The organism is Chryseobacterium balustinum (genome assembly GCF_900168205.1).
GTDB classification, from domain to species: domain Bacteria; phylum Bacteroidota; class Bacteroidia; order Flavobacteriales; family Weeksellaceae; genus Chryseobacterium; species Chryseobacterium balustinum.
The window spans coordinates 138,123-165,009 of the sequence record NZ_FUZE01000003.1; the positions used below are offsets into that span (position 1 = coordinate 138,123).

Annotated in this window: 22 protein-coding genes; 19 read left to right on the forward strand and 3 right to left on the reverse strand. The window is 33.6% G+C overall.

The window, feature by feature from the left end:
- Positions 1–158 precede the first annotated feature (158 nt).
- The gene (locus B5X64_RS06155; RefSeq protein ID WP_079464401.1) at positions 159–1,631 is read right to left on the reverse strand and encodes a helix-turn-helix domain-containing protein; all 1,473 of its coding nucleotides are present in this window, start codon (positions 1,629–1,631) and stop codon (positions 159–161) included.
- Between the two features lie 126 nt (positions 1,632–1,757).
- Between B5X64_RS06155 and aceB the strand changes: the two genes are divergently transcribed.
- The 8 genes from aceB (at position 1,758) to B5X64_RS06195 (ending at position 9,212) form a co-directional block, all read left to right on the forward strand.
- Entirely contained in the window at positions 1,758–3,332 is a 1,575-nt protein-coding gene (aceB, locus tag B5X64_RS06160; RefSeq protein WP_079464402.1) for a malate synthase A, read from the forward strand.
- A 111-nt stretch (positions 3,333–3,443) separates the two neighbouring features.
- Positions 3,444–4,724 carry an isocitrate lyase gene (gene aceA / locus B5X64_RS06165; RefSeq protein ID WP_079464403.1) on the forward strand — a complete coding sequence of 427 codons (1,281 nt, stop codon included), beginning with the start codon at positions 3,444–3,446 and terminating at the stop codon, positions 4,722–4,724.
- A gap of 302 nt (positions 4,725–5,026) precedes the next feature.
- Entirely contained in the window at positions 5,027–5,410 is a 384-nt protein-coding gene (locus B5X64_RS06170; RefSeq protein WP_079464404.1) for an acyl-CoA thioesterase, read from the forward strand.
- A gap of 44 nt (positions 5,411–5,454) precedes the next feature.
- A complete protein-coding gene (locus B5X64_RS06175) occupies positions 5,455–6,129 on the forward strand; it encodes a Yip1 family protein (protein ID WP_079464405.1) in 675 nt (224 codons plus the stop codon).
- A gap of 44 nt (positions 6,130–6,173) precedes the next feature.
- Positions 6,174–6,617, forward strand: coding sequence for a 6-pyruvoyl trahydropterin synthase family protein (locus tag B5X64_RS06180; RefSeq protein ID WP_066675476.1), 444 nt, complete (start codon positions 6,174–6,176; stop codon positions 6,615–6,617).
- 31 nt (positions 6,618–6,648) lie between these two features.
- The gene (locus B5X64_RS06185; RefSeq protein WP_079464568.1) at positions 6,649–7,425 is read left to right on the forward strand and encodes a UDP-2,3-diacylglucosamine diphosphatase; all 777 of its coding nucleotides are present in this window, start codon (positions 6,649–6,651) and stop codon (positions 7,423–7,425) included.
- A 195-nt stretch (positions 7,426–7,620) separates the two neighbouring features.
- Positions 7,621–8,601, forward strand: a complete 981-nt coding sequence (locus B5X64_RS06190; protein ID WP_079464406.1) for a LuxE/PaaK family acyltransferase — start codon at positions 7,621–7,623, stop codon at positions 8,599–8,601.
- Between the two features lie 65 nt (positions 8,602–8,666).
- The gene (locus tag B5X64_RS06195; protein WP_079464407.1) at positions 8,667–9,212 is read left to right on the forward strand and encodes a hypothetical protein; all 546 of its coding nucleotides are present in this window, start codon (positions 8,667–8,669) and stop codon (positions 9,210–9,212) included.
- 48 nt (positions 9,213–9,260) lie between these two features.
- Here the strand turns inward: B5X64_RS06195 and aqpZ are convergent, their stop codons facing one another.
- A complete protein-coding gene (gene aqpZ / locus B5X64_RS06200) occupies positions 9,261–9,974 on the reverse strand; it encodes an aquaporin Z (protein WP_079464408.1) in 714 nt (237 codons plus the stop codon).
- Between the two features lie 237 nt (positions 9,975–10,211).
- On the opposite strand from aqpZ, the gene B5X64_RS06205 reads away from it, so the two are divergent.
- The 11 genes from B5X64_RS06205 to B5X64_RS06260 all read left to right on the forward strand — a co-directional run bounded on the left by B5X64_RS06205 (position 10,212) and on the right by B5X64_RS06260 (position 25,555).
- Complete coding sequence (locus B5X64_RS06205) at positions 10,212–10,829, forward strand: DUF5715 family protein (RefSeq protein WP_066675485.1); 618 nt, start codon at positions 10,212–10,214, stop codon at positions 10,827–10,829.
- A gap of 81 nt (positions 10,830–10,910) precedes the next feature.
- Positions 10,911–11,651, forward strand: a complete 741-nt coding sequence (locus B5X64_RS06210; RefSeq protein ID WP_066675487.1) for a hypothetical protein — start codon at positions 10,911–10,913, stop codon at positions 11,649–11,651.
- A 596-nt stretch (positions 11,652–12,247) separates the two neighbouring features.
- Positions 12,248–13,036 carry a sensor histidine kinase gene (locus tag B5X64_RS06220; RefSeq protein ID WP_228418775.1) on the forward strand — a complete coding sequence of 263 codons (789 nt, stop codon included), beginning with the start codon at positions 12,248–12,250 and terminating at the stop codon, positions 13,034–13,036.
- The gene (locus B5X64_RS06225) at positions 13,033–13,704 is read left to right on the forward strand and encodes a response regulator transcription factor (RefSeq protein ID WP_079464409.1); all 672 of its coding nucleotides are present in this window, start codon (positions 13,033–13,035) and stop codon (positions 13,702–13,704) included. The genes B5X64_RS06220 and B5X64_RS06225 overlap by 4 nt, the downstream gene beginning before the upstream one ends.
- A 299-nt stretch (positions 13,705–14,003) precedes the next feature.
- Positions 14,004–15,926 carry an ABC-F family ATP-binding cassette domain-containing protein gene (locus B5X64_RS06230; protein WP_079464410.1) on the forward strand — a complete coding sequence of 641 codons (1,923 nt, stop codon included), beginning with the start codon at positions 14,004–14,006 and terminating at the stop codon, positions 15,924–15,926.
- Between the two features lie 409 nt (positions 15,927–16,335).
- Positions 16,336–16,641, forward strand: coding sequence for a hypothetical protein (locus B5X64_RS06235; RefSeq protein WP_228418778.1), 306 nt, complete (start codon positions 16,336–16,338; stop codon positions 16,639–16,641).
- Positions 16,642–17,101: 460 nt separating this feature from the next.
- Positions 17,102–19,486, forward strand: coding sequence for a TonB-dependent receptor (locus B5X64_RS06240; RefSeq protein WP_079464412.1), 2,385 nt, complete (start codon positions 17,102–17,104; stop codon positions 19,484–19,486).
- 30 nt (positions 19,487–19,516) lie between these two features.
- Complete coding sequence (locus tag B5X64_RS06245) at positions 19,517–20,077, forward strand: hypothetical protein (RefSeq protein WP_079464413.1); 561 nt, start codon at positions 19,517–19,519, stop codon at positions 20,075–20,077.
- A 140-nt stretch (positions 20,078–20,217) separates the two neighbouring features.
- The gene (locus B5X64_RS06250; RefSeq protein WP_079464414.1) at positions 20,218–21,552 is read left to right on the forward strand and encodes a trigger factor; all 1,335 of its coding nucleotides are present in this window, start codon (positions 20,218–20,220) and stop codon (positions 21,550–21,552) included.
- Positions 21,553–21,874: 322 nt separating this feature from the next.
- Positions 21,875–22,555, forward strand: a complete 681-nt coding sequence (locus B5X64_RS06255) for a hypothetical protein (protein ID WP_079464570.1) — start codon at positions 21,875–21,877, stop codon at positions 22,553–22,555.
- A gap of 147 nt (positions 22,556–22,702) precedes the next feature.
- A complete protein-coding gene (locus B5X64_RS06260; protein WP_079464415.1) occupies positions 22,703–25,555 on the forward strand; it encodes a M16 family metallopeptidase in 2,853 nt (950 codons plus the stop codon).
- 59 nt (positions 25,556–25,614) lie between these two features.
- Here the strand turns inward: B5X64_RS06260 and B5X64_RS06265 are convergent, their stop codons facing one another.
- Positions 25,615–26,781, reverse strand: a complete 1,167-nt coding sequence (locus B5X64_RS06265) for a WG repeat-containing protein (RefSeq protein WP_079464416.1) — start codon at positions 26,779–26,781, stop codon at positions 25,615–25,617.
- Positions 26,782–26,887 lie beyond the last annotated feature (106 nt).

A 26,887-nucleotide genomic window follows, 5' to 3' on the forward strand; every position in this document is an offset into this window, starting at 1 on the left:
CATTGCAGTATAATTTTTTTTACTGCTTTCATTAGCTGAGTGGAACGCCCTTGCGAACAAAAATAAACAAAATATTATCCAAAAATCCTTGCGATCTCCGCGTTAAAAGAATATTCTAAATACATTAAACTTCCACCCTCCAGCTTCCAACTCCCAACCTAAAAATCCTTCCGAATCTTCTCAATCGCATTCTTCATACTCGAATTAAAATATTCCTTTTCCAATCGGGTTGGAGGCGATTGTCTTACTTCGCAATCTGCAATGCTGCACGATTCACAAGTCACGCCAACATTGATAGTTTTTAAAGTTTCAGATTTAATAAAATTAATTTTTTTAATGGTCTGTGAATTCAATAAAATTCCCAAACAATAACTTCTGTTGCTTCCATCAGAAAACGGATTTTTTTGTGAAGTTGAAATCACGAGATAATTTACGCCTTGATCTTTATAATGTGAAATTTGTGCATCCGTCAAAGTTTCATTTTCCGTTAATTCATGCAGATTTTTAATCGCAATCCATCTTCTGCAGTAATGTTCATTCGTGGCGTTGGCGTGTGGAGCTTGTTGGTGATTCAGATGTAATTCCTTTAAGATCTGAATTTTATCTGAATTTTTCTTTTTAACCAAACATAAATAAAACAGATCCTTAATTCCTAATTCTGAAGATAGAATATTGGTCAAACGATAATAAAACGTTTCAGGTGAGTGGGTGAATTTTTTAATTAAATCTTCAAAATGGGTCGGTTTCCAATCGTTTTGCAAGAAAAATTCAGAAGTTTCTTCAATTGTTTTTTGTTTTGAAATCAATAAAGCTCCTGCGAAATAGGACGCATAAAAATTATTGAGAATTTCTTCAAAACTTCCAAAATCCAGCCATGAATAGGTATTCGGACGATTTTTCAATTCCAAAACATTGAAACCTATTTCTTTAGCAAAAATAAAAGTCTTCTGATCCTGCTCTAATTTTTTATTTAAAAGCAATAGTTTTTTCTCAGGAATAAATAACGAACGTAGATGATCCAAAGTTCCATACTGCTCAAAATCTTCTGATTGAATCCTGTAATTGAATCTTTCAGTCAGTATTTTTTCTAAAATATCGGTCTGTAAATTTTTGTTGATCTTCAATTGATTTTCCTGCGCAAACTGCAAAACTTTATCCTCAATTTCTGGGAAATAATTATCGTTTAATTCCTGAAACGAACGCAAAACGGCAAAGTAAAACCGCTCTTTTCCTAAATTATAGTTCTGTGAAATTTCTATCAAAGCATTAATGAAAGCGGTCACTTTTTTAGGTGCGTCGCTGATAATACTGATGAGGTTATTTTTATTGATTCCGAAAAGATCCAAAGGAATTTCTTTAAAAAAATCAGATTGTAAAATCTCATTAAATGGAGCTAAGCTTTTATCAAGTTTTGTAGAGACCAAATCATCAAAAGTACAGTTCAGAGATTCTGAAAGTTGGATGATTTTATCATGTTTTGGATATTTTTTACCGTTTTCAATTTCATTGAGATAAGATTTTGATAATCCTGTTTTTATAGCAAGATCCTGTAAAGACCAATTTTTCTTTTGTCTCTGCTGTTTTAGTTTTAGTCCGAAAACTGTTTTGATAAAGGCACTGTCAGAATTCATGATTCAAATATAATATTTAGAAGCGATTTTTCGCATAATAATTTTTAAAATAAATTTAGCGAACGTTCGCTGTATGTGAAAATTTTTATTTAGGTTTGTAATGTCGAATCACAAAATCAAGACGTTATGGAAACTAAAACACAATTAAATATAAATACTCAACCTCAGTTTGAGGAATTATTCTCCAATAATCTGATCGATTTTTTGGTGGAACTTCATCAAAATTTTAATGCTAAAAGATTAGAACTTTTAGAAGAAAGAAAAAAAACTCAGCAGGAATTTGATAAAGGAATTTTTCCGAAATTTTTATCTGAAACTGAAGAAATAAGGAATGGAAATTGGATTTGCGCATCGCTTCCTGAAGATTTGCTTGACAGAAGAGTTGAAATTACCGGACCGGTTGATCGAAAAATGATTATCAATGCTCTGAATTCTGGAGCTTCAACGTTTATGGCAGATTTTGAAGACAGCAATTCGCCAACCTGGAAAAATTGTATGGAAGGACAAATCAATCTTTCGGATGCAATTAACCGAAGAATTGATTTTAAAAATGAACAGGGAAAATCTTATCAGTTGAATGAGAAAACGGCTGTTTTGCTGGTTCGTCCAAGAGGTTTGCATTTAAATGAAAAACATGTTGAAATTAATGGTGAGCCAACTTCTGCTTCGCTAATCGATTTTGGAATTTACTTTTTCAGAAATATAAAAAGGTTGCAGGCAAACGGAAGTGGAGCTTATTTTTATCTTCCAAAACTAGAACATTACAAAGAAGCCCGTTGGTGGAATGATGTTTTTATTTTTTCGCAAAACTATCTTGGAATTTCGCAAGGTTCTATTAAAGCAACAGTTTTGGTTGAAACAATCACGGCTTCCTTTCAAATCGACGAAATTTTATTTGAATTAAAAGAACACAGTTCCGGTTTGAATTGCGGACGATGGGATTATATTTTTTCATTCATTAAAAAATTCAGAAACCTTCCTGAGTTTATCGTTCCAGATCGAGATCAGGTGACAATGACTTCGCCTTTTATGAGCGCATATTCTAAAAGGGTAATTGAAATATGTCACAAAAGAAATGTTCATGCAATTGGCGGAATGGCGGCACAAATTCCGATTAAAAATGATTATGAAGCGAATAGCCAGGCTTTTGGAAAAGTAAGAAATGACAAAGAACGAGAAGTGAAAAACGGTCACGACGGGACTTGGGTGGCGCATCCGGCTTTGGTTTCTGTAGCGAAAGATATTTTTGATCAATTTATGCCAGAAAAAAATCAAATCGATAAAAAGTTTGAGTATCAAATTACTGAAAAAGATTTGCTGGAAATTCCGAAAGGTGAAATCACTGAAAAAGGGGTAAGAAAAAACATCAATGTCGGAATTCTTTATATCGAATCATGGTTAACGGGAGTTGGAGCAGCGGCCATTTATAATCTGATGGAAGATGCGGCAACCGCAGAAATTTCAAGAACCCAAATTTGGCAATGGTTAAAAAATGAAGCGGTATTGAATGATGACAGAACATTGACGAGAGAAATGATCCTTCAATGGGAATCTGAAGAATTAGAACGCATCGAAAAATATGTAGGTGAAGAACGTTTTAAAAACGGAAAATTCAATCTGGTAAAAGAACTTTTCAATGAATTGATTTTCTGTGAAAACTTCGAAGAGTTTTTAACCTTAAAAGCATATCCGTTCATTTGAGTGGGAGAGTTTGAGTGTTTTAGTGTCTGGGAGTTATAAGCTGTCAACTAAAAACCAACAACCAACAACCATCAACTAACATCAAACAACAATTAACTAAACAAAAATAGTATGAAAACAAAACAAGATCAAATTCAGGAAATAGAAAAAGACTGGCTGGAAAACCCACGTTGGAAAGGTGTGAAAAGACCCTATACAGCGGAAGATGTTTTAAAGCTTCGTGGTTCTTACAAATTAGATTATACGATTGCAACTGAAATGTCAAAGAAATTTTGGAACAAATTAAATTCTCAGGACTTCGTTGCAGGATTGGGTGCGTTGACAGGAAATCAGGCAGTGCAGGAAGTTGATGCAGGGCTGGAAGCTATTTATCTTTCAGGATGGCAGGTTGCAGCAGACGCCAATTTATCTGGTGAAATGTATCCTGATCAATCATTGTATCCTGCGAATTCAGTACCTTCTGTTGTGAAGAAAATTAATAATGCTTTGTTGAGAGCAGATCAAATACAATCGGTAAACGGAGGTGGAGAAAAAGAATACTTAGTTCCCATCATCGCTGATGCAGAAGCTGGTTTTGGAGGAAATCTGAATGCTTATGAATTGATGAAACAAATGATTGAAGCCGGAGCTGCTGCAGTTCATTTTGAAGATCAGTTATCTTCTGCAAAAAAATGTGGTCATTTAGGAGGGAAAGTTTTGGTGCCGACGCAGGAAGCGATCAATAAACTGATTTCAGCTCGTTTAGCGGCTGATGTTTTGGGCGTTCCAAGTTTAATTATTGCAAGAACAGATGCTGATGCTGCGGATTTACTTACTTCAGATATTGATGACAGAGATAAAAAATTTGTAACTGGTGAAAGAACTTCCGAAGGTTTTTATGTAGTGAAAAACGGAGTAGAACAGGGAATCGACAGAGGTTTATCATATGCTCCTTACGCAGATTTAATCTGGATGGAAACTTCAAACCCCGATTTGGAGCAGGCTAAAAAGTTTGCTGAAGGAATTCATGCTAAATTTCCGGGAAAAATGTTGGCTTATAATTGTTCGCCATCGTTCAACTGGGCAGCGAGATTGAGTGTTGAAGAAATGCTGAACTTCAGGGAAGAGTTGGCGAAATTGGGTTACAAATTCCAGTTTATCACATTGGCTGGTTTTCATGCATTGAATACGGCGATGTTTGAATTGGCTTTAGCCTACAAAGAGAAAGGAATGGCGGGTTATTCTGAATTGCAGGAAAGAGAATTTGCTTTACAGCAAAAAGGTTTCAGAGCAGTGAAGCACCAGACTTTTGTGGGGACAGGATATTTTGATGAGGTTCAGAATATTGTTACAGGAGGTTCTTCGGCGACTGTTGCGATGAAAGATTCTACAGAAACGGCACAGTTTCATTAAAAAAATGAATTAAAAATAATTTGTTGGAAAAACGTAAAAACGCAAAGCTTAATTAAATTTATAATGTTTTTTAAGAGGCAAGAAAATCAAAGATTTTCAATATTAAAGTTGTAAATCTTATCGAAGATAAAATCCTTGCGCCTTAAAACTTGTAATTTGTAAATCCTATTGCGCCTTTGCGATTGTCCAACAGAAAAAAATATTAAAAAGTTCCATTTTAACTAATTTAATTATTAAGAGCCTTCTCAATTTTGGGAAGGTTCTATTTTTATGCCTTATTTTTGAGTAAATATTTGAAGAAGATGAGTTTGATTTTTGAAAAGGAAATAAAAATTACGGAAGAGTATATCGATTTAAATAATCACGTCAACAACGTGCAATATGTAAAATGGGTAGAAGAAATAGCCGGTGAACATTGGGATTCTGTAAAGGGTAAATTGGGTTTTCCTGATGATATCTGGATGCTTCTCGATCATCATATTCAATACAAAAAGCAGGTTTATTTAGGAGATATAATTACTATAAAAACTTATCCTAAATCTCCTGAAGGAATTCGGCAGCCGAGGAAAGTTGAGTTTTATTGCGATGATACTTTGGTTGTAGATTCTCTTACGCTTTGGGTTTTTATTGATAAAGAAACACGGAAAATTAAAAGATTAGATGAGAATTGGCTAAGCTTACTTTGATTTTTAATAAATATGTTTATTTTCGTCATCCTATAAAAGACTAAATGGAAACAAAAAATACAGAAGATCAATTTGAAGAGTTTGAAAAATATGATACGCTTTCTGATCAGGATATTTTTACAAAAATCTGGACAGAGCCAAGAAGGATTTTCAAATTTATAAACGATACGCAGTACGAAAAATACCTATACATTCTGATGATTTTTGCAGGTATTGTAAGAGCTTTTGATCGTGCGTCTGCAAAAGATATGGGTGATAATTCTTCTCTGTTTTCAATTGTTTTTAGTTGTATTATTGGAGGAGGAATGTTGGGGTGGATCTCTTATTATATTTATGCCGCATTATTAAGCTGGAGCGGGAAATGGCTAAACGGTGCAGGAAATACATCGTCAATTTACCGCATGATGGCTTATGCAATGATTCCTTCAATTATGGGATTGGTGTTTGTGTTTTTTCAGATTGCAGTTTACGGTCAGGATTATTTTAAGAGTAATACAGATTATCTTGAATCTAATATTGTAGGAAGCATCCTTTTTTGGATTTCATTGACAATAGAAATTCTTTTATCGCTTGCGTCCCTTGTTTTTATGGTAATAGGGCTTTCTGAAGTACAGAAATTTTCGATAGGAAAAGCAGTTACCAATCTTATTTTACCAATTGCATTTATTGTTGTGCCGATTCTTATTATAGTTTTAATAGCATTTCTGGTTAAAGTCTAAGTTAGGATTTTCTTTTGCAAAACGAATTTCCCTATCTTTGCTCTATGATACGTATTACAAAAATTTTCACATTCGAAACTGCTCATGTTTTGTATAATTATGACGGAAAATGTAAAAATATGCACGGGCATTCCTATAAGCTTTTCGTTACGGTAAAAGGAAAACCTGTCAATGATCTTGAAAATCCTAAAAATGGAATGGTGGTAGATTTTGGCGATATTAAAGATATTGTAAAGTCTGAGATTGTTGATGTTTGGGATCATGCTGTTTTGATCAATGGAGTTTCTCCGCATAGAGAATTGGGTGAAGGTTTAGAAAATCAGGGTCATAAAGTAATCTACTGTACTTTTCAACCGACTTGCGAGAATATGTTGTACGCGATCGCTGCAAAAGTAAAATCAAAACTTCCGGAAGGAATTTCTTTAGCTTATCTTAAACTTCACGAAACCGAAAACTCTTACGGGGAATGGTTTGCAGAAGATAATTAATGATTTTTTACTGAAAATTAAAATAGAAAAGGTGCTTAAAACAACCATTAATTTAGAGCCAAGGAAAAAAGTGTATTTTGCTTCAGATCAGCATTTTGGTGCTCCAAATCCTAAAGAGAGCAAAGTGCGTGAAGAAAAATTTATCCGATGGATGAATGAGATCAAAGAAGATGCTCAGGTTTTATTTTTAATGGGTGATCTGTTTGATTTCTGGCACGAATGGAATCATGTGATTCCAAAAGGTTATGTACGTGTTCTCGGAAAAATTGCCGAATTAAAAGATCATGGGGTACAGGTTTATTTTTTTGTAGGAAACCACGATTTGTGGATGAAAGATTATCTTGAAGAAGAAATTGGCTGCACCGTTTTTTATAAAAAACAATATTTTGAAATTGCGGGAAAACAGTTTCTTTTAGCTCATGGAGACGGTTTAGGCCCCGGAGATAAGGGATATAAAAGAATGAAAAAAGTCTTTACGAATCCTATTGCACAATGGTTTTTCAAATGGCTGCACCCAGATATTGCCATGAAAATAGCGCTGTATATGTCTCAGAAAAATAAAATGATTTCGGGAGATGAAGACAAAGCATTTTTAGGTGAGGATAAAGAGTTCCTGATTATCTATTCTAAAAAGAAACTTGAAAACGAGAAAATTGACTACTTTATTTATGGTCACCGACATTTGCCGATGGTTTTAGATTTAGGTGAAAATTCAAAATATATCAATCTGGGAGACTGGATTTCCTATTTCACTTACGGAGTTTTCGAACACGATTTTCAACTGAAAACTTTTGAAAAACAGGAATAAAAAAAATTACCCCATAAATGAGGTAATCCTGAACAAAGGTTTCAAGGCCTTTATTACTAATCCATATTCCGAGGATGAAGTTACAAAAACTTGACCAAATTTTTAATTTTAGTATTAAAAAATTATTAAAAGTTATGCTTGTTGTAATAAGTGCTTCATTTTGAGATAATAACAGGTTTTTAAATATTTATACCATTGGAAAATATATTCGACATAAAGACAGAGCAAGACTTTTTGGCTGCGTCACTCAAGACATTCCGTTATCAATATGACAATATGGAAGTGTATAGAAAATTTGTTGACTATCTGAAAATCAATCCTGAAGAAATTGAAAGTTTAGACAAAATTCCGTTTTTGCCGATTGAGATGTTTAAAAATCATCAGATTTTAGATAAAAATGTTTCTACAGAATTGTATTTTCAGAGTTCGGGAACGACGCAGATGAATTTGTCTAAACATTTCATTGCAGATGAAAATATTTATCAGGAAAGTATCTATAAAAGTTTCGAACAGTTTATCGGAAAGCCTGAAGATTTTATTTTCTTAGGATTGCTGCCAAGTTATCTTGAAAAACAAAATTCATCTTTAATTTACATGGTTGATTATTTAATGAAAAAATCCGGCAAGCCTGAAAACGGATATTTTCTTTACAATCATGAAGATTTATTTAAACTTTTAAATGAGTTAAAAGATAAAAAAGTCATTCTATTCGGAGTTTCTTTTGCACTTTTAGATTTTCTGGATTTCTGCAACTCAAGCTCTCAAACTCTACAATTCTCCAACACTCTGACTGTAATCGAAACAGGCGGAATGAAAGGCAGGAAAGAAGAAATGACCAAAGATGAATTGCTGAAGATTTTGCAGGAAGGTCTTAAAACCGATAAAATTTATTCAGAATATTCTATGACCGAGCTTCTTTCGCAAGCTTATTCTTTGGGGCAAAATGAATATCAATGTCCGAATTGGATGCGTATTTTAATGAGAAATGTAGAAGACCCTTTTAGCTATGAAAAAGAAGGGAAAACCGGAGCAATTAATATTATTGATTTAGCAAATATTCATTCATGCTCATTTATTGCCACTCAGGATTTAGGAAAAATTGTTGGCGATAAATTTCAGGTGTTGGGAAGAATTGACCATTCTGATATTCGTGGTTGCAGCTTGTTGGTGAGCTGATTGGGTCGGAGAGTTTTAGAATGGGAGGATTTTAAAGTTTAATAAGTCGTTTCTTAAAAATATTAATGTTAAAAATCGAAGAATTAGTTCATGCATTTATTCATTCTCAATGTGATTTTGAGAAAGAAATTGTATTGACTAATCATTTTCAGGCAGATTGGGAGGCTGATATTTTAGTGATTAATTCTGAGGGATTTAGTCACGAAATAGAAATTAAATTGTCTAAAAGTGATTTTAAAAATGATTTTAAAAAATCTTACGTCAATAGGTCTACAGGAGAGAAATTTCTAAAGCACGATAAAATTTGCTGTGGTGATTATATCTGTAATTCTTTCAGTTTTCTTCTGCCAATGGGAATGATAGAGCATTCTGTAATTCCTGAGCATTGCGGAATTATTGAGTTTTACCATAATGTAGATTCCTGGGAAACCGAATTTTATTTGGTTCGAAAACCAACAAAAGTTCATGAAGATTCTTATTGGAAACTAACTGATAAAGAAATTTTTATGAGAAAAATGGCGCTCAATTTATTATATAAGAAAATGGAGGTCAAGGGAAAGCATGAAGAGCTGATTTTTAAAAATCCTTTTGAAATAAAGAAAACAAAATAAAAATTCCTGCCTAAAAAGACAGGAATTAGTTTTTATATAACGCTTTAATTATTTTACTTCGGGTTTTTCCATCAACAGATTGTAAGTTAATGCTGCGAAAATTCCACCTAAAATAGGAGCTGTAATAAATAGCCATAGCTGAGAAAGAGCTTCACCACCTGCAATAATTGCTGGGCCAATACTTCTCGCTGGGTTTACAGAAACTCCGGTTATTTTAATTCCAACAATATGAATTAAAACCAAAGAGAAGCCAATTGCTAAACCAGCAAAACCACCATTGATATTTTTTGTAGAAGTTGATCCTAAAATCACCATCAAAAAGATAAATGTGAAAATAAATTCAGCCACAAACGCAGCAACAGTATTGTACTGATCAAGATATCCGGTTCCCCAACCGTTAGATCCTAAAGCCCAAGGTTTCATTTCTGCACCGGGGTGATTGGTGAAAATTAAATAAAGAATTCCGGCTCCGATAATGGCTCCGATAATCTGGGCAATAACGTAGCGAACGGCTTCATCCATTTTCATTCTTCCCGCTGCAACCATCGCAATAGAAATGGCAGGGTTAATATGGCAACCCGAAATGTGGCCAATTGCATAAGCCATGGCAACAACACTAAGGCCAAATGCGAAAGAAATTCCTAGAAGTCCTACTCCTGTAGTTCCGTCTGCGCCTGCAATTACAGCGCTTCCGCAACCCATTAAAACTAAGACCATAGTGCCGAACATTTCGGCTACGAATTTTGAGGTTTTTGAAATCATCTCTTATTGTATTTTTTAATTAGAAAGCTAATTTACAAAAATTAATAATTCAATGATTTTTTATTTTAATTATTTAATTTAATGTATTTGTGGTTTTATTTTTGATAATATTTATGTTAATTAACTTTTTTTAAGTTTATATTTTTAATTGTAAAATATTATGTCTTTGCTTTAAATTGATATCTTTGAAAGTAAGAAAGTTAATATTTATTCGTTTTACATTTTAAATGGTATTTAATGAGGAAGTATCTTTTTATAATCCCTTTGTTTTTTCATCATATTTTTTACGGACAGCAATCTAAAAAAATACTGCCTTGTTATGACCTTGCAGAGGTTTTAAAGGTTGAGCCAACTCCGCTTTATAAGTCGCATTTAGATGCTTCTAAAAGTTTTAATGTAAAACTTCTGAAAACGACAAGTACCGTTCAGAAATATATCAACAGCGGAAAATTTCATTCCATCAAAAAATCAGGAAAAGGCTATAAGGTTCAAAAATTAGATTACAGCAGAGCCTGGATGGTTTCTAAAGGGAAATCAACTTTAGAAAAAATGGGAGCGAGGTTTAGTAAAGAAACCAAAGGTCATACTTTTACCGTTTCATCGATTACCAGGACACTTGAAGACCAATGCAGATTGAGAAGGGTGAATTCTAATGCGAGTTTAGGAGTTAGTTCGCATAATTATGGCAATTCATTCGATATTTCTTATGTGAGATTCAATGGGGTCTTGAAAAGTAATCCAAAAATGGAGGCTGCTTTAGAAAAGGTGTTGAAATATTATGCCGATGCAGGGCAAATTTATTATATTAAAGAAAGGCAGCAGAGCTGTTTTCATGTGACCGTGAGAAATTATTAAATAATTATTATTTATTCATGGGATGTTTGTGTAGTTTAGGGATAATCGATAATTTTATGCACCGAATTAAAAACCATTTTTATGAACAATTTAAACAGAGAGGAATATTCCATGGCCGTAGAAGGCTGGATTATGGCAAAGCAAGACATTAAACGAGTTGCAGAGCTTTTTCCTCCCAATTACGTATTCAATTTATCACCTGAGCAAGTGCAATGGCTTAAGAAAAATAATTCTAATAAAGAGTTTTGTGTAGAAATAGGAATTATTAAAGATGAATTGTCAATAATTTTATGCCCATTAGACGAAAAAGGGACTAAAGTTGAGGTTGGTGAAGTTCCTTATTCTTCTTTTGAAGCTTTAGATCGTGATTTAAAATTAACTGAAATTCAAACATACACAATTGTTAAAAATGCATTGCTGTCAAAAGATATGCGTAAAATTGATAATGATGCTGATATGTTTTTTCCAATTACAAGCCAACCTGTAATGGAGCAGGATAAAGCGGTAGATTCTATCGAGTCATGGCAGAGTAACGGGGAAGACTGGTTTTATGCGCAGTACAAAGAAGATAAGGGTAGAAATATTTTTAATAAGTTTTATGTACCTTCGGATAAAATTTGTCACGCAGATGAAGGGCTTAGTTTTGTTTGTTCTTTTGGATTGAAATTTTCAGAAATTTATCAAAAACAATTACCTGCATTAATCTTTATTTCTTTTCATAACTATTTAGGGAACGGAAGTGCGCAGACTATTTCAAATACATATGACTATGCAAAGCCGTGTCCACCGATCTGTAAAATACCAGATTTTGGGGAAGAGTAATAATTACTAAAAATGGTAGAATTTTACAAAACATTTTTATTTATAAATTATGGGCTGCTTTCAGCCCTAATTTTCCTAATATTTTGGAAATATATCATTCTTAATAAAACAGAAAAGCAATATACCTATTATATTGTTTTTCTTTTTTTAATTGAATTTTGCAGTTTTATATTGCCTTACTTATTAGAGTTAGAGGATACCTCTTTTTTATACCATTTCTTTATTGCAGGTGAGTTTTTACTTTTAACAGGGGTCTTTATAAGAAAATTAAGTATAAATAAACTTTTTTTAATTTTTTCGGCGCTTTTGTCGATGGGATTTTTATTTGTCATCTATGGCTTAAAGATCAGTTTTAATTATGATCTGGCAAAAATAATTTCTAATCTGATGATCATATGCCTTGTTGCAGTATTTCTTATTCAGCAAATTAAAAGCGGAAAAAACATCGATCGATTTATTTTGGTAGATGCTAGTATTTTCTTTTATTATTCAGTTTCTGTGCTTATTTTTGTAGTGTTATCGCAATTCGTTAATCTGTCTACAGAAAGTGTTTACTTAATAATGGGAGTCAATAATGTTTTGTCAACTTTTCTTTATTGTTCAATCTTATATACCTTTTTAAAATTAAAGAAGTTACCTTAAATATCAATCTGCTTATTCTGATAATTGTAACGCTTGCAATTATCGTATTTTTTATATTGGTGGCGTACAAAACTTTTGTAAACCGTATTATAAAAGAAAAAGAAGCGCAGAGTTTGGCAGAAATTCAGCATCAAAAAAAGCTGATTTTAGAAAGTACAAAGGTACAGGAAGAAGAGCGTAAAAGAATTGCTATATCCGTGCATGATGACATTGGGAATAGATTAAATATCCTTTCTTTGTGGCTTAATAATCTTGATATCGAAGATGAGTCTACTTCTAATGTAATTGCAGGCCAGATTTCAGAATTGATTGACAGTACAAGAAATATCTCACACTCACTTTATCCTGTCAACTTAGAAAAATTAGGTTTGATTTTGTATATCGAAGAGCTTATTACCAATTTGTCGGCAAGAATTAATATTTCACTTTTTGTTTCTTCAAAATATATACAAAAAGATCTTTTTACAGAAGTTCAGATTTATAGGATTATACAAGAGTTTACCACCAATGTTATTAAACATTCAAGTGCAGATAAAATAGATATTGGCATCAAAGATTTTAATGATTTTACAGGAATTGTTATCTTTGATAATGGGCAGGGATTCGATTATGAAAAGGTTAAAAAAGGCATGGGGATCAAAAATATAGAATCAAGGCTACAGTCGATGGATGCACAATTCAAATGGGAAAGTATTACAAATAAAGGAAGTCGATTAATATTTAAAATTCAGAAAAAACAATGAGTGAGCAAATAAAAATTGCCTTGGTTGATGACGAGCAGTTAATTCTTGAAGGAGTAAAAATGCTGTTGTCAAAAGAAAAAAACTTTTCGGTAACCATGATGGCCAATGCGGGGAACGTTTTTCTTGAGAATCTTGAGAAATGTGCTGCAGATGATTTTCCAGATATTGCCTTGGTAGATGTTCAGATGCATCCTATGAACGGTTTTGAATTGGTAGAGATTTTAAAAGATAAATACCCGGATTTGAAAATTATTATTCTTTCATCCCATTACAAAACATCGGTTTTGGGGTATATGGTCAAGTTGGGTGTCGCAGCATTTCTTCCGAAAAATTCAGATAAAAAACTATTTATAGAAGCGATATTTAAAGTGTCTGAAAATGGTATTTTCTTTACCAATGAAGATCATGAGATGCTTCTTTCTTATATGAATAACAGCTCCAAGAAAAAATCACTCTTTAGTATGGATGATGATCTTTCTGAGAGAGAAAAAGACGTTGTGAAGCTAATTTGTCAGGAATGCACCAATAACGAAATTGCAGAAAAACTTTTTATCAGCCCTCGAACGGTAGAGAGTCACCGACAAAGAGCCATCGAAAAAATAGGAGCTAAAAATACAGTAGGAATTGTAATTTATGCCATTGTTAACAATATTTATTCTCCAGCTTAAAAATATGAAGTCCGTATAAGTACGGATTTTTTTATTTGGTTGTTTTTACGGATTAATCTTTTTCTTTTGTGACGTTATTTTGTTATGTTCATTGAGGAACGCTTTTTAAGCCTTGCTAATGAATAATAAAACCGACTGAATTTTTAAAATAAATTCTAGGCAAATGTTTTTTTTAAATTTAGCGGGGAGCTGTCATTTGAGACCGCTCTTTTTTTATTTCCTTGTCATTCATTTCTTTTCCGTATTTTTGCACCCGAAAAAGATTCATATTCATTATTCACTTTTAATATTCATTTCAAATGCTTTCTGTTCAAGGTTTAGGATTACATCATTCAGGTAATTATTTATTTCAAAATGTAAATTTCACCATTAAAAAGGATGATAAAATTGGGTTGGTTGGTAAAAACGGAGCTGGGAAATCTACGCTTCTGAAAATGCTTTCCGGCGAAATCACTTTCTATGAAGGAAACGTAGTTCCTGAAGGAAACATTACCATCGGATTTTTAAAGCAGGATCTTGATTTTGTGAAAGGAAGAACGGTTTGGAATGAAACCATGCAGGCTTTTGAGCAAATTAATGCGTGGAAAGAAGAACTAGAAGAAATTAATCATCAATTGACGGTAAGAACCGATTACGAAAGTGATTCTTACACAGATTTGATCAATAGAATGACCGATCTGAATGATCTTTTGATGCATCACGATGCCTATAATTTGGAAGGTGATATCGAAAAAGTTTTGTTTGGTTTAGGGTTTAAAGCAGATGATTTTCAAAAAATAACCGACGAATTTTCCGGAGGTTGGAGAATGAGAATTGAATTGGCGAAACTGCTTCTTCAGAAAAATGATTTGATGCTTCTCGATGAGCCTACCAATCACTTGGATATGGAATCGATTATCTGGCTAGAAAACTTTTTGAAAGATTATCCCGGAGGAATTCTTTTGGTAAGTCACGATAAACAGTTTATGACTGCAGTTTGTAACCGTACTTTTGATGTAAATAACAGAAAAGTAGACGATTACAAAGCCAATTATTCCAAATATTTGGTAATGCGTGAAGATCGTCGTGAAAAACTGATTCAGGCTAAAAAGAATCAGGATGCGGAGATCAAGCAGATGGAAGATAACATCAATAAATTCCGTGCGAGTGCTACAAAAGCTTCTTTTGCGCAGTCTTTGATTAAAAAATTAGATAAAATAGAACGTATTGAAGTTGATAATGAAGACGTTTCTAAATTCAATATCCGTTTCGTACAGTCACAAGTTCCAGGAAAAGTTATTTTCGAAGCTGAAAATCTTGGGAAAGCATACGGTCAAAAGCAAATTTTCGACGATGTAGATTTTATCGTGCAAAGAGGAGACCGAATTGCCCTTCTTGGACAAAACGGACAAGGGAAAACCACTTTAGCTAAGATTCTTTCCGGAGATATTAAAGAATATTCAGGAAACTGGAACTTGGGTCACAATGTTAATATCGGATATTTCGCTCAGAATCAGGAAGAAGTTTTAACACCGAATAAAACGGTACAGGAAGAAGCTGAAGATGCAGCAACGGAAGAAACAAGACCAAGAGTAAGAGATTTATTAGGATCTTTCCTTTTCCAGGGTGAAGCGGTAAATAAAAAAACAAAAGTACTTTCCGGAGGTGAAAGAAACCGTTTAGCGCTTTGTAAATTGCTTTTACGCCCATTCAACACGTTGATTATGGATGAGCCTACCAATCACTTAGATATTCAGTCTAAAGAGATTATCAAATTGGCTTTACAGAAATTTGAAGGTACTTTAATTGTAATTTCTCACGATAGAGAATTTTTACAAGGGCTTTGTGATAAAATCTACGAATTCCGTGACGGTAAAATGAAAGAATTCTTAGGTGACATCAACGAATATCTTGTTTTCAGACAGAAAGAATCAATCAGAGAAATTTCTGCAGAGAAAGCAAAACTTCACAGTGATGAGCCTAAAGTTGAGGTCAAGAAAGTTGAAGAAAAACCTGTTGTAAACCAAGCAACAATCGTAAGCAAAGAACAGAAAAGTATTCAAAATAAATTAAAGAAAGTAGAAGAAAAGATTTCTGAACTGGAAACAGCAATCGAAACTTTTGAAGCTACGTTTACCAAAGAAAATCCTTCTGAAGAAACTTTAGAAAAATACAATAAAACCAAAGAAGAGCTCGACCTTGCTTTGCAGGAATGGGAACATTTGGGAACACAGTTAGATTAATTTTTCTTAAAATATAAACAATGAAAGATGGGCTTTGGTTCATCTTTTTTTGTGAAGAGTGTTTGCTCAGTAGGAGTAAAACCTTTGTAGAAGAAAGTCTCCAGAAACTGTAAGCTCCCAAGGGGCGACGCCTTTGTAGCATAATCATATTAACAAAATTTAAGCTCCATAGGAGCGAAACTTCTGAAAACAATATTTGTTGATAAAAATTTGCTCCATAAGACCAATATCTGTGTAGAAAATAAAATTGTAGCCCAATAACGCATTCCGTAGCAATGCTATCTTCCATAAATAATGCTTTATTATTCAAAAATTAATGTTTATTGAAAAGCCTTTCATTTATTTTTTATAATTTTGCGTAATGGTTTTTAAGGAAAGTAGACAATTAAAGAATTTTATCTCAAAGCTGATGCTTGGGATTTACTTCTTTGCGCTCTTTTCTTCAAGTTTTCACAGTCATGAGTCTGGAGATTTCAAACATTTTAATCTTAAAAAAACGGAAAACTCTATTTCAAAAACTGATGCTAAAGAAAAAGCAGGGGACTGTTTGGCTTGTCACTTTTTAGCAACAGGAAATACTTTATTACCAGACGAATTTAGTTTCACGTTGATCAAACATACTCATGAGGTAGAGCAGGTTTTTGCTGTACAGGAAAAAATCTGGTCACAAACTAAATTTTCTTTTCAACTTCGCGGACCTCCTGCAATTTCATAATCTTTGATTCTTTTTCGGATTTTTTTTGCTTTAAATTTTTAAGATTTAAGTCAATCCTATTTGTATGAATGTATTTAATATGCAAGTACAAGATTTTGACTTAAGAATATGAAGCGTTCAGAAAATTGAAATTTATCCCGTTAAAAATGCATTTGTGTTTCGGCGATTCAATAACTAATGAATCGTTTTGAACCAAGTCCTTATTGTTTGCATGAAGCATAATTTGTGATTTAAAACCACAATTGGTAATGCAAACCATTTCTTGGGTTTTTAGGATTTAATTTTAATTTTTAACGGAAGATTCTAGTCTTAAATTTTTGGTGCTTTTTGCTTCAAGGCAAAGTACAAATCAAAATAGCAAACTTTATCCAATTCAAAATTTTTAACGAAAGTATGTTTTAAGCTATTCACGAAGCGTGAAAAAAACGGCTTGAAAAATACTCAATCAATCTATTTTACAATGAAATTGATATATAGTGTTCTGCTTATCCTTTGTGGATTTGCAATTACAAACGCACAGAAAACTTACACGGTAGAAGGTACTGTTCAGGATTTTCACGATAAAACCATGCTTGAAAATGCAATGGTGAAAATCGGAGATTTTACAGCCAAAACCAATAAAAAAGGTGAGTTTTCATTTAAAAATATTCCTGCAGGAAATTATCAACTCATTGCTAAACATGCTCTGTGTGATGATTATACTGAAAATGTAGGAGTCAACAGAGATTTGCATTTAGCAATTACTTTAGAACATCATATTGGTGATATCGAAACCGTTACCATTCACGGAAGCCACAAAACGAAAGGCTCTGTGATTATGCGAACACTTGATAAAACGGAAATCGATAGAAATTCTACAGAAAACCTGGGGAATTTATTATCAAAAATTTCAGGAGTTACAGCATTGAAAACGGGTAATAATATAACAAAACCCGTGATTCGTGGTTTATATGGAAGCCGTATTTCTATTCTGAATAATGGCGTGAAAATGGCGGAGCAGGAATGGGGAGTTGAGCACGCTCCAAATATTGATGTCAATGATTTTGAACACATTGATGTCATTAAAGGTGCTTCTGCCTTGAAGTACGGAAATGAAGGAGTAGGCGGAGTTGTCGTTTTGGAACCGGCTATTTTACCAAAAAAAGATACCATCATGGGAAGCCTGAAACTTTCAGGAATTTCGAGTGGAAGAGGAGGTGAAATTGCTGTGAATGTTGCTAAATCTTGGGAAAACCAATGGTTTGTGAAAACCGGAGGAAGTTATAAAAAAGTGGGAGATCAGTATGTTCCGCACCATACGTTGCAAAATACGGGAATGGAATTTAATTCTTTTAATTTCTCATTTGGGAAACATTCTTTCTTGCAGGGTTTTGATGTGTCGTATAGTGGGATCAACCAAGAATTTGGGATTTTCAGAGGTGCACATTTGTCGAGTCCCGAAGATTTTTATAATGCGGTGAATTTCGGACAGCCTTTCTATCTTGATCAGTTTACAAGAGATATCGACAATCCGAAGCAGAAAGTAGAGCATCATATTGCAAAACTTTCAGCGTATAAACGTTTTGCTGATTTTGGTAAACTTACCTTTCAATATAGTTTTCAATTAAACAGAAGACAGGAATATGACATCAGAAGGGGAGAGCTGAGTGAAGTGCCTTCAATGGATTTACGATTAATTACTCATTCTGCAAGTTTGGTTCATTTAATTGAGCGTACAAACTGGAGTTTGGAAAGCGGAATTTCTGCTGCTTTTCAGGATAATTTTCCTGATCCCGCAACTAAAGCAAGACGTTTGATTCCGGATTATTACAGATATGACGGCGGAGCTTTTTCTGTTTTTAAATACCGTTTTAGTTCAAAGTTGAATGCTGAAGCTGCCGTAAGATATGATTTCAGCAGATATGATGCGTACAAATATTATGATTCTGATAAATGGAATGACAATTATGCAGATATTTTCCCGCAATTTTTTGTGAGCGAATCCGGAAGCAGAATTTTAACGAGACCAATTTTAGATTATCATAATTTTTCGGCGAATGTAGGTTTAGATTATAAACCGACTCAGAATTTTGAGTTTAAGCTGAATGTATCCAGAGCAGACAGAAGTCCGAATGCTGCAGAATTGTTTTCAGATGGTTTGCATCATTCAGCAGCAGTAATGGAAGAAGGGAATTTAAACATTGAAAAAGAAACTGTTTACAATGTGAATCTTTCATTGGCAGGTCATTTTGATGTGTTGAAAGGTCTTCACATCGAAGCAAATCCTTATCTGATGATGTCTGATAATTTTGTGAACCAAATTCCAACGAGTGTTTTAAATACAAACAGAGGGGTTTTCCCGGTTTGGTCTTATCAGCAAATTAAAGCGAGAATTTACGGGGTTGATGCCGATGCAGAATTATCAATTTTAGATAATTTAAAATGGAAATCAGGATTCAGTATTTTGAGAGGTGACGATCTTTCGAATAATGAACCACTGATTTTGATGATGCCTGCAAAATTGAGAAATTCTATCGAGCTGAATCTGAATAAACCTAAGAATTTCTATGTTACTTTAGAAAACGAAAATACATTTAAACAGAATCGTTTTCCGATAAGAAATTTACCGGTAACATTTATTAAAGATGGAGTGGAAAGAAATGAAATCGTTGATTTTAGTTCTACACCTGCTGCGTTTACCTTATTTAATGCTTCTGTGGGAGCAGACTTATTTAAAAATCTGAATTTAAATTTCAGAATTAACAACCTATTTAATGTAGAGTATCGCGAATATCTGAACAGACTCAGATATTATATGTACGAACCCGGAAGGAACTTCGTCGTGACTCTCAAATACAATTTCTAATTTATTTACAACTTAAAATTTAAAATTAAAATGAAAAAATTTATCAATATTACACTAGTCCTTTTTGCAGCCCTTTTAGTATTTTCTTGTAGGTCAGATGATGACAGCATTCCTGAAGATGTTCATGAGCATGATGAGATTGGGAAAGTGGTTTTAAAACTGACTAATAAAGCTGATGCTGCAGATGTACAAACGGTTAGTGTTATCTCTGGTGAAGCAGTGGGACATTTACATCTAACCGTAGGAAGTACTTATTTAGCAGAACTCGATTTCCAGATTAAACATGATGATCATTATCATTCATCTGATGAAATTGAGGAAGAAAAAGATCATCACTTTATAACATTTGGTCCTGCGAATGCAGATATTTCAGTGTTGAGAGCTGCAAATGATATTGTAAGAACAGACGGACAAAAATTGGGCTTAAGAACAGAATGGACAATTAATTCTACGCAGCCAACAGGAAAGATGAATATTAAATTGATTCACGGTCCTGCAACAGTTAATCAGAATTATCCTTCTGCAACCAATCAGTTAGGTCAAACTACAGGTGGTGAAACTGATGTAGATATTACGGTTGACGCACACTAAAAGTGAGTTCAGACAAATTTTTAATATTACAAAAAGGCATTATTTCGGTAATGTCTTTTTATTTTAACGTATTATAACAAAAGGAATGTCTTGTTTTAATAAAAAATTCATATTTTTGCAACCTAAAATTTTAATCAATAATGAAGGTTACCGCAAAAAACCATGATGATGTAAGTGCATTGCTTACAGTAACATTGGAGAAATCTGACTACAAAGAAAAAGTAGAAAAGCAATTGATTAATTATGCTAAAAATGCACAAGTTCCTGGTTTCAGAAAAGGGAAAGTGCCTTTGAGTATGGTTAGAAAGCAATATGAAGCAGGGATTGCATTCGAAGAAATCAACAAACAAGTTTCTGATGCTTTAAATAACTATATCAACGAAAACAAACTAAGATTAGTTGGTCAGCCGGTTCCACAACCTGTAAATGATTTCAATCATAATGCAGAGAAGTTGGAAGTAGCTTTCGAAGTAGGTTACGAGCCTGAGTTTACAATCGACTTGGCTAAATATGAAGCACCTCACTACAAAGTTTCGGCTTCTGAAAAAGAAATCAACAAGAGCATAGAAAATATGCAGAAGCGTTTTGCTGAGCAGGTTCCTCAAGATAAGATCACTAAAGATTCTTACATCAACTTCGAGATTACTCAGGTTGTAGAAGAAGATGCAGAAGGAGAGCACAATCATGCACCAAAAATGGCTACCATTACAGCTGAAAACAAAGCTGCTTTCAAATTGCTTAAAGGTTTGAAGATGGATGAGTCTGTAAAAGTGTCTAAAGAAACTCTTGCTGCTGACGAAGATTTGGCTAAAGAATTAGGTTTCTCTCCAGAAGAAGTTGAGCATTTACACCACGCTGAAGTTGAAGTTAAAGTAAAAGATTTCTATAGCTTAAACTTGGCAGAACTTAATCAGGAGTTATTTGATAAAGTATACGGTGAAGGAAACATCAAAACTGAAGAAGAGCTTAAAGAAAAAGTAAAAGCTGAATTAGACGAGTACTTCCAGCAGAATGCAGACGTACACTTTGTAAACAAAGTGTTGGAGCAGGTTTCTGAAAAAGAAGAAGTAAAACTTCCTGAGTCTTTCTTGACGAAGTGGTTGATCTTCTCTAACCAGAACATCCAGTCTGAAGAGCAGGCGCAATCTATTCTTGAAGCTGAAAAAACTCAATTGAAATATCAAATCATCGAAGGTAAATTGATGTCTGATAACAATATCCAATTAGAGTACGCTGACGTTTTGGCTCAGGCTGAGCAATTAGTGAAAAATCAATTGGCAATCTACGGAATTCACCATTTAGGTGATGAAGAAATTCAAAAATATGCTGCTGAAATGTTGAAAGACCAAGAGCAGGTAAGACAAATTTCTTCTGAAGTAGCAATGGCTAAGTTGAAAGATGTTATCCTTGAAAAAGCAACGAAAAAGGAAACTGAAATCTCTCACGACGAGTTTTTAGAAGAATTGAAGAAATAATTTATTTTGATATAAATATTTGAAAACCTCCAAAAAATTGGAGGTTTTTTTGTTTTTATGAGTTTGAGAGATTAAATTTTGCTTTCGTATTAATGAATGTACTTGAAAGTTGGATTTATAATTCCGTCAAAGTCAGAAAAATTTGCCAATAAAGTTAATGTTGATATAAAGTCTCTTGTTTTTTAGAGAATTTATTCTGCAAATTATTTCATTTTATGCAATATGATTATCTTTATCGCTTTAAATTTAATAATGAAATCGAATGCCTCTTTCAGAGGGGCAAATAGGATTTCACAAGCTTTTAAACAATAAATATTTCAATATGAAAAAGATCATCATTCCGTTTTTCTGTGCGGTATTATTTACCACTACTGTAAATGCGCAGACAAAAACGGCTATTACGGCACCGGTAGCAAAATCTCAACTTTCTCCTCAACAGGTTATTGATAGTTACCTGAATGCATTGGGTGGAAAAAGTAAACTGGAGGCTGTAAAAACAACGATTACAGAAAACACAATGTCTCTTCAGGGAATGGAAATTGCCATGAATACCAAAAAAATGGGCAATAAATTCAAATCGGTACAGTCTGTAATGGGTCAGGAAGTTACTCAGATGTTTGATGGCGAAAAAGGGTACGTTAATCAAATGGGGACTAAAAGTGACCTTCCTGCAACCGTAATTCCGGAATTGAAAAAAGGAAAAACGATCGATGCTTTAGGATATGATGCAGCTAATTTCAGCGGAGTTACCGTAGAAAAAATAGATGGTAAAGATTATAATGTATTGGCTTCAGATAAAGGTAAATTTTATTTTGATGTGGCTACAGGTCTTTTATATAAGTCAAACACAGAAATGGGTGATGCAGTAATAAAATCATACCTTACTGTAGATGGAATTAAATTTCCTGAGAATATAGAAGCCGAAGGAAGTGGGCAAAAAGTAGTTATTAAAACAACAAAAATTACTATCAACTCAGGGGTTTCTGATGTGGATTTTAAATAATCATTAATGATAATATATTTTAAACCGGCTTTTGCCGGTTTTTTTGTTTTTAAAACTTTAACGCAAGTTTAACTAAAAAATTAGGGATTAAATTTCTTCAGACTGGGATTAATTTTTAATTTTAGCTGAAATTAAAAATCAAATTGTATGAAAAGAATTTTATCGTCAGTAGCGGCAATCGTTTTAATGTCGTCTATGGCTTTTGCACAGAATATCCCTATGGATCCTTCTGTAAGAACCGGTACTCTTCCAAACGGAATGAAGTACTACATCAAAAAAAATAATTTACCGGAGAAAAAAGTAGACTTCAGATTGGCTATCAACGCTGGATCTATCTTAGAAGACGAAAACCAAAGAGGTCTTGCCCACTTTATGGAGCATATGAACTTCAACGGAACCAAAAATTTCCCAGACAACAAATTAGTAGATTTTCTACAGTCAATCGGAGTAAAGTTTGGTCAGCACCTTAATGCTTACACAAGTTTTGACGAAACCGTTTATATGCTTCCCGTACCTTTAGATAAGCCAGGAAATCTGGATTCAGGATTGAAAGTAATGGAAGATTGGGCCTTCAATGCAACATTAACTGATGAGCAAATCAACAAAGAAAGAGGCGTTGTTTTAGAAGAATTAAGATTAGGTTTAGGAGCAGACAAAAGAATGTCTGATAAATATTTACCTAAATTATTATACAAATCTCAATACGCCAACAGACTACCTATTGGTACTAAAGAGGTGCTTCAGAATTTCAAACCGGATGTTATCAGACAGTTTCATAAAGACTGGTACAGACCAGATCTGATGGCATTGGTGGTAGTAGGAGACATTAATGTAGATGAGGTTGAAAAGAAAATTAAAGACAATTTCAGCAAATATAAAAATCCTTCTAAGCCAAGAGAAAGAAAAACTTTTGATCTTCCGAATCACAAAGAAACTTTGGTGGCGATAGAAACTGATCCGGATGCGACCAATTCTATGGTTCAGTTTATCATGAAAGATGCAGATTCTTACACGCCGGATGTTACCGTTGAACAATACAACCAAAGCTTAATCGAAAATCTTTCAACACAAATGCTGAACAACAGATTGAGAGAACTGGTGAATTCTAATAATCCTCCGTTTACTTTCGGGTCTGTTTATCATGGTGGAACCTATGCAAGAACGAAGGAAGCTTTCCAGGGATTTGCGATGGTAAAAGAAGGAAATCAGATCAATGCTTTGAAAGTTCTTTTAGAAGAAACTGAAAGAGCCAAAAGGTTTGGTTTTACACAAAGTGAATTAGACAGAGCAAAATCTCAGATTATGTCTAATATGGAAAGTTCTTACAACAACCGCGACAAAACAGAAAGCGATATGTTGGTAGACGAATATGTAAGAAACTTTCTGGAGCAGGAACCAATGCCAGGAATTAGCTGGGAATATGAAGATGTAAAAAAATTCTTACCATCGGTAACATTAGCACAAACTAATGATGTTATTAAAAAAATGGTGAAAGACGACAGCAGAGTAATCGTGATTACAGGTCCTAAAAAAGACAATGTAACGATGCCTACAGAAGCTTTGGTTCTAAAGACTTTTGACGATGTAAAAATGGCTGACCTTAAGCCTTACGAAGAAAAAGCAACCATTAAAAACTTAGTAAAACCATTCAAATCTGAAGGTGAAATTGCTAAAACGGATTCTGATGCAAAATTAGGAACCACAACCTGGACGCTAAGCAACGGTGCAAAAGTTACTTTCAAGAAAACCGACTTTAAAGATGATGAGATTGTTTTTTCAGCAAGAAGTTTAGGAGGAAATTCATTATTGAATGATACAGATTTCAATAAAACTCAGTTTGCTTATCAAGCTTTAACTGAAGCAGGAGTAAACGGTGCTTCTAAAGCAGAACTTACCAATTATTTAGCAGGAAAGCAGGTGAGTGTAAACCCTTACATCAGCAGCACTTTAGAAGGAATAATGGGTAGAACCAACCAAAAAGATTTAGGTACTGCAATGGAGCTTGTATATGCTTATTTTACAAATTTAAATTACAGCCCGGAAGCATTCAATGCTTACAAAGTAAAGCAGTCTGCAATGTTGGATAATATTCTGTCTAATCCTCAGACGTATTTCGCTAGTGAGCATGCTAAGTTTACGAATCAGAAAAACCCAAGATTCATCGGAATTCTTCCTTTAGAAAAGGACTGGGCAGCGACAGATTACAAAAAAGCATACGATGTTTACAAAGAGAAATTTGCCAATGCAGGAAACTTCCATTTCTATTTTGTAGGAAATATTGATGAGGCTAAATTTAAAAATGAAGTTTTACAATATATCGCAAGTTTACCAACTACAGGAAAAACGACGAACTTCAAAGACACCGGATATAGAGGAATGACCGGAGATCATACCAAAGTGTACAAAAAAGGTAAAGATCCGAAGAGTATGGTGCAAATTGTTTACTCTGGAGAAACTCCTTATAATGAGAAAGAAGCATTAGCTCTTGCAGCTTTAGGTGAAGTAGCTACGATCAAAGTAATTGAAAAACTGAGAGAAGACGAAAGCGGAATCTACGGTGGTGGTGCAAGAGGGTATATGGGAAAAGTTCCTTACAGCAGCTATAGCTTCAGCTTAAGCTTCCCTTGTGGCCCTGAAAATGCAGATAAACTGACGAAAAGTGCAATTGCAGAAATTCAGAAACTAATCGATAAAGGCCCTGAGCAAAAAGATCTTGATAAGTACAAAGAAGGAGAGATGAATGATTATAAAACCGATATGAAGGATAATAATTATTGGATGAATGCTATTTCTAAAAACCAGTTAGACGGTAGTGATAAGTATGATATCTTAAATTATCAGGAGAAAGTAAAAGCATTGACTGTAAAAGATCTACAGGATGTTGCTAAGAAATACCTGACAAAAAACAGAGTAGTTGCTACTTTAATGCCTGAAGACGGGTGGGAAAATGCCCCTAAAAAGGAAACTTCTGGAGCAGTAAAAGCTACCGTAGTAAAATAATCTTAGCCGATTACATATAATGAAAACCACCGCAGAAATTTTTCTGCGGTGGTTTGTTTTTATTGAATTATGATTTTTTTTTCTTTACCGTTTTTCACGCTCCAATAATAACTATTATCGTGAGGATCTTCATATCCTGTCATTTCGCCTCCCTGATAAGCGATGTAAACGTTTTTGTGTTTATCGTAATAAATATTGGTGTATTCTATTGGAATAATAATTTCGTTTTTTGAATTGATAACTCCCCATTTACCACCCGTTGCGGTGACTTCTTCTTTTTCGCTATCAATTTTAAAAATAAATTTACCCAGAGCTACCTTAAAATGATCATCGTGGATCTGCTGTATTTTATCATAAATGTTGGGAATACAAATTTCGCCATTAGCATTTATTAAGCCGTATTTACCTTCATCTGTTATAAATCTGTCTCCAAAAAAACCGTTTTTTTCATAAAAATCATCATCACCGTCAATAAAATTTTTAACGGTTATGAATTTAGTTACAGGATAGAGCGAGAGGTTGTATAAGCGTGAAATGGGATATATCAAATCGAAATTAAGTTTTGTTTTTTCTCCGGAAATAATATTTAAATGATAATATGTTTCAGATTCTTTAATGATCATTTTATCATTGTAAATTTCTTTAAGAATAATTTCTGAAAATCCTATATTACAGATAATTTCCTCTTTTTCATTAATTAATAATTGTTCGGAACCCGAGGAAATTTTTACAAGAAAAAGATTCTTTCTTAATACTGAAAAAACGCTGTATTTTGCAGGAATCTGTATTTCAAAAGCAGAGTTAAACAATCCTGATAAATGATTAACAGAGAACGAAATATTTCCCAAATGATCAAACTTCAGAGAATCAATCTCCTTCAGCTCTTTCAAGACTTCACCTTCTGTATTAAAAAGTATGGAAATTTCACGACTGCAATAAGATTCATTTTTATAGTTAACTGCTTCAATCAGTTTATATCGAGGATGAAAACCGACAGCATCATATATACATTCCGCGATAATGGAATGTTGATGACTGTTTTTATTGTATTTTAACGCGCCCCATTTTTCATTGGATGATTTAAAAACAAAGATGTTGTCATAGTTTTTATAACTATCATCATAGATTACAGAATACTTTTTTCTTATAAATTCGGGAAGTTTATTATAAACTTGCTGCAGTAGCTCAGGCTGAGAGTTATCGGATTCTTCTCCGGCATTTTTCATGTTTATTTTTTAAGTGTTATTACTTTCTCCTTTTAAAAAAGGAAATATGATAGCTCGCACACGAAAAGGTTCAGTAAAATAAGGAATAAACTCTCCTTCGTCTGAT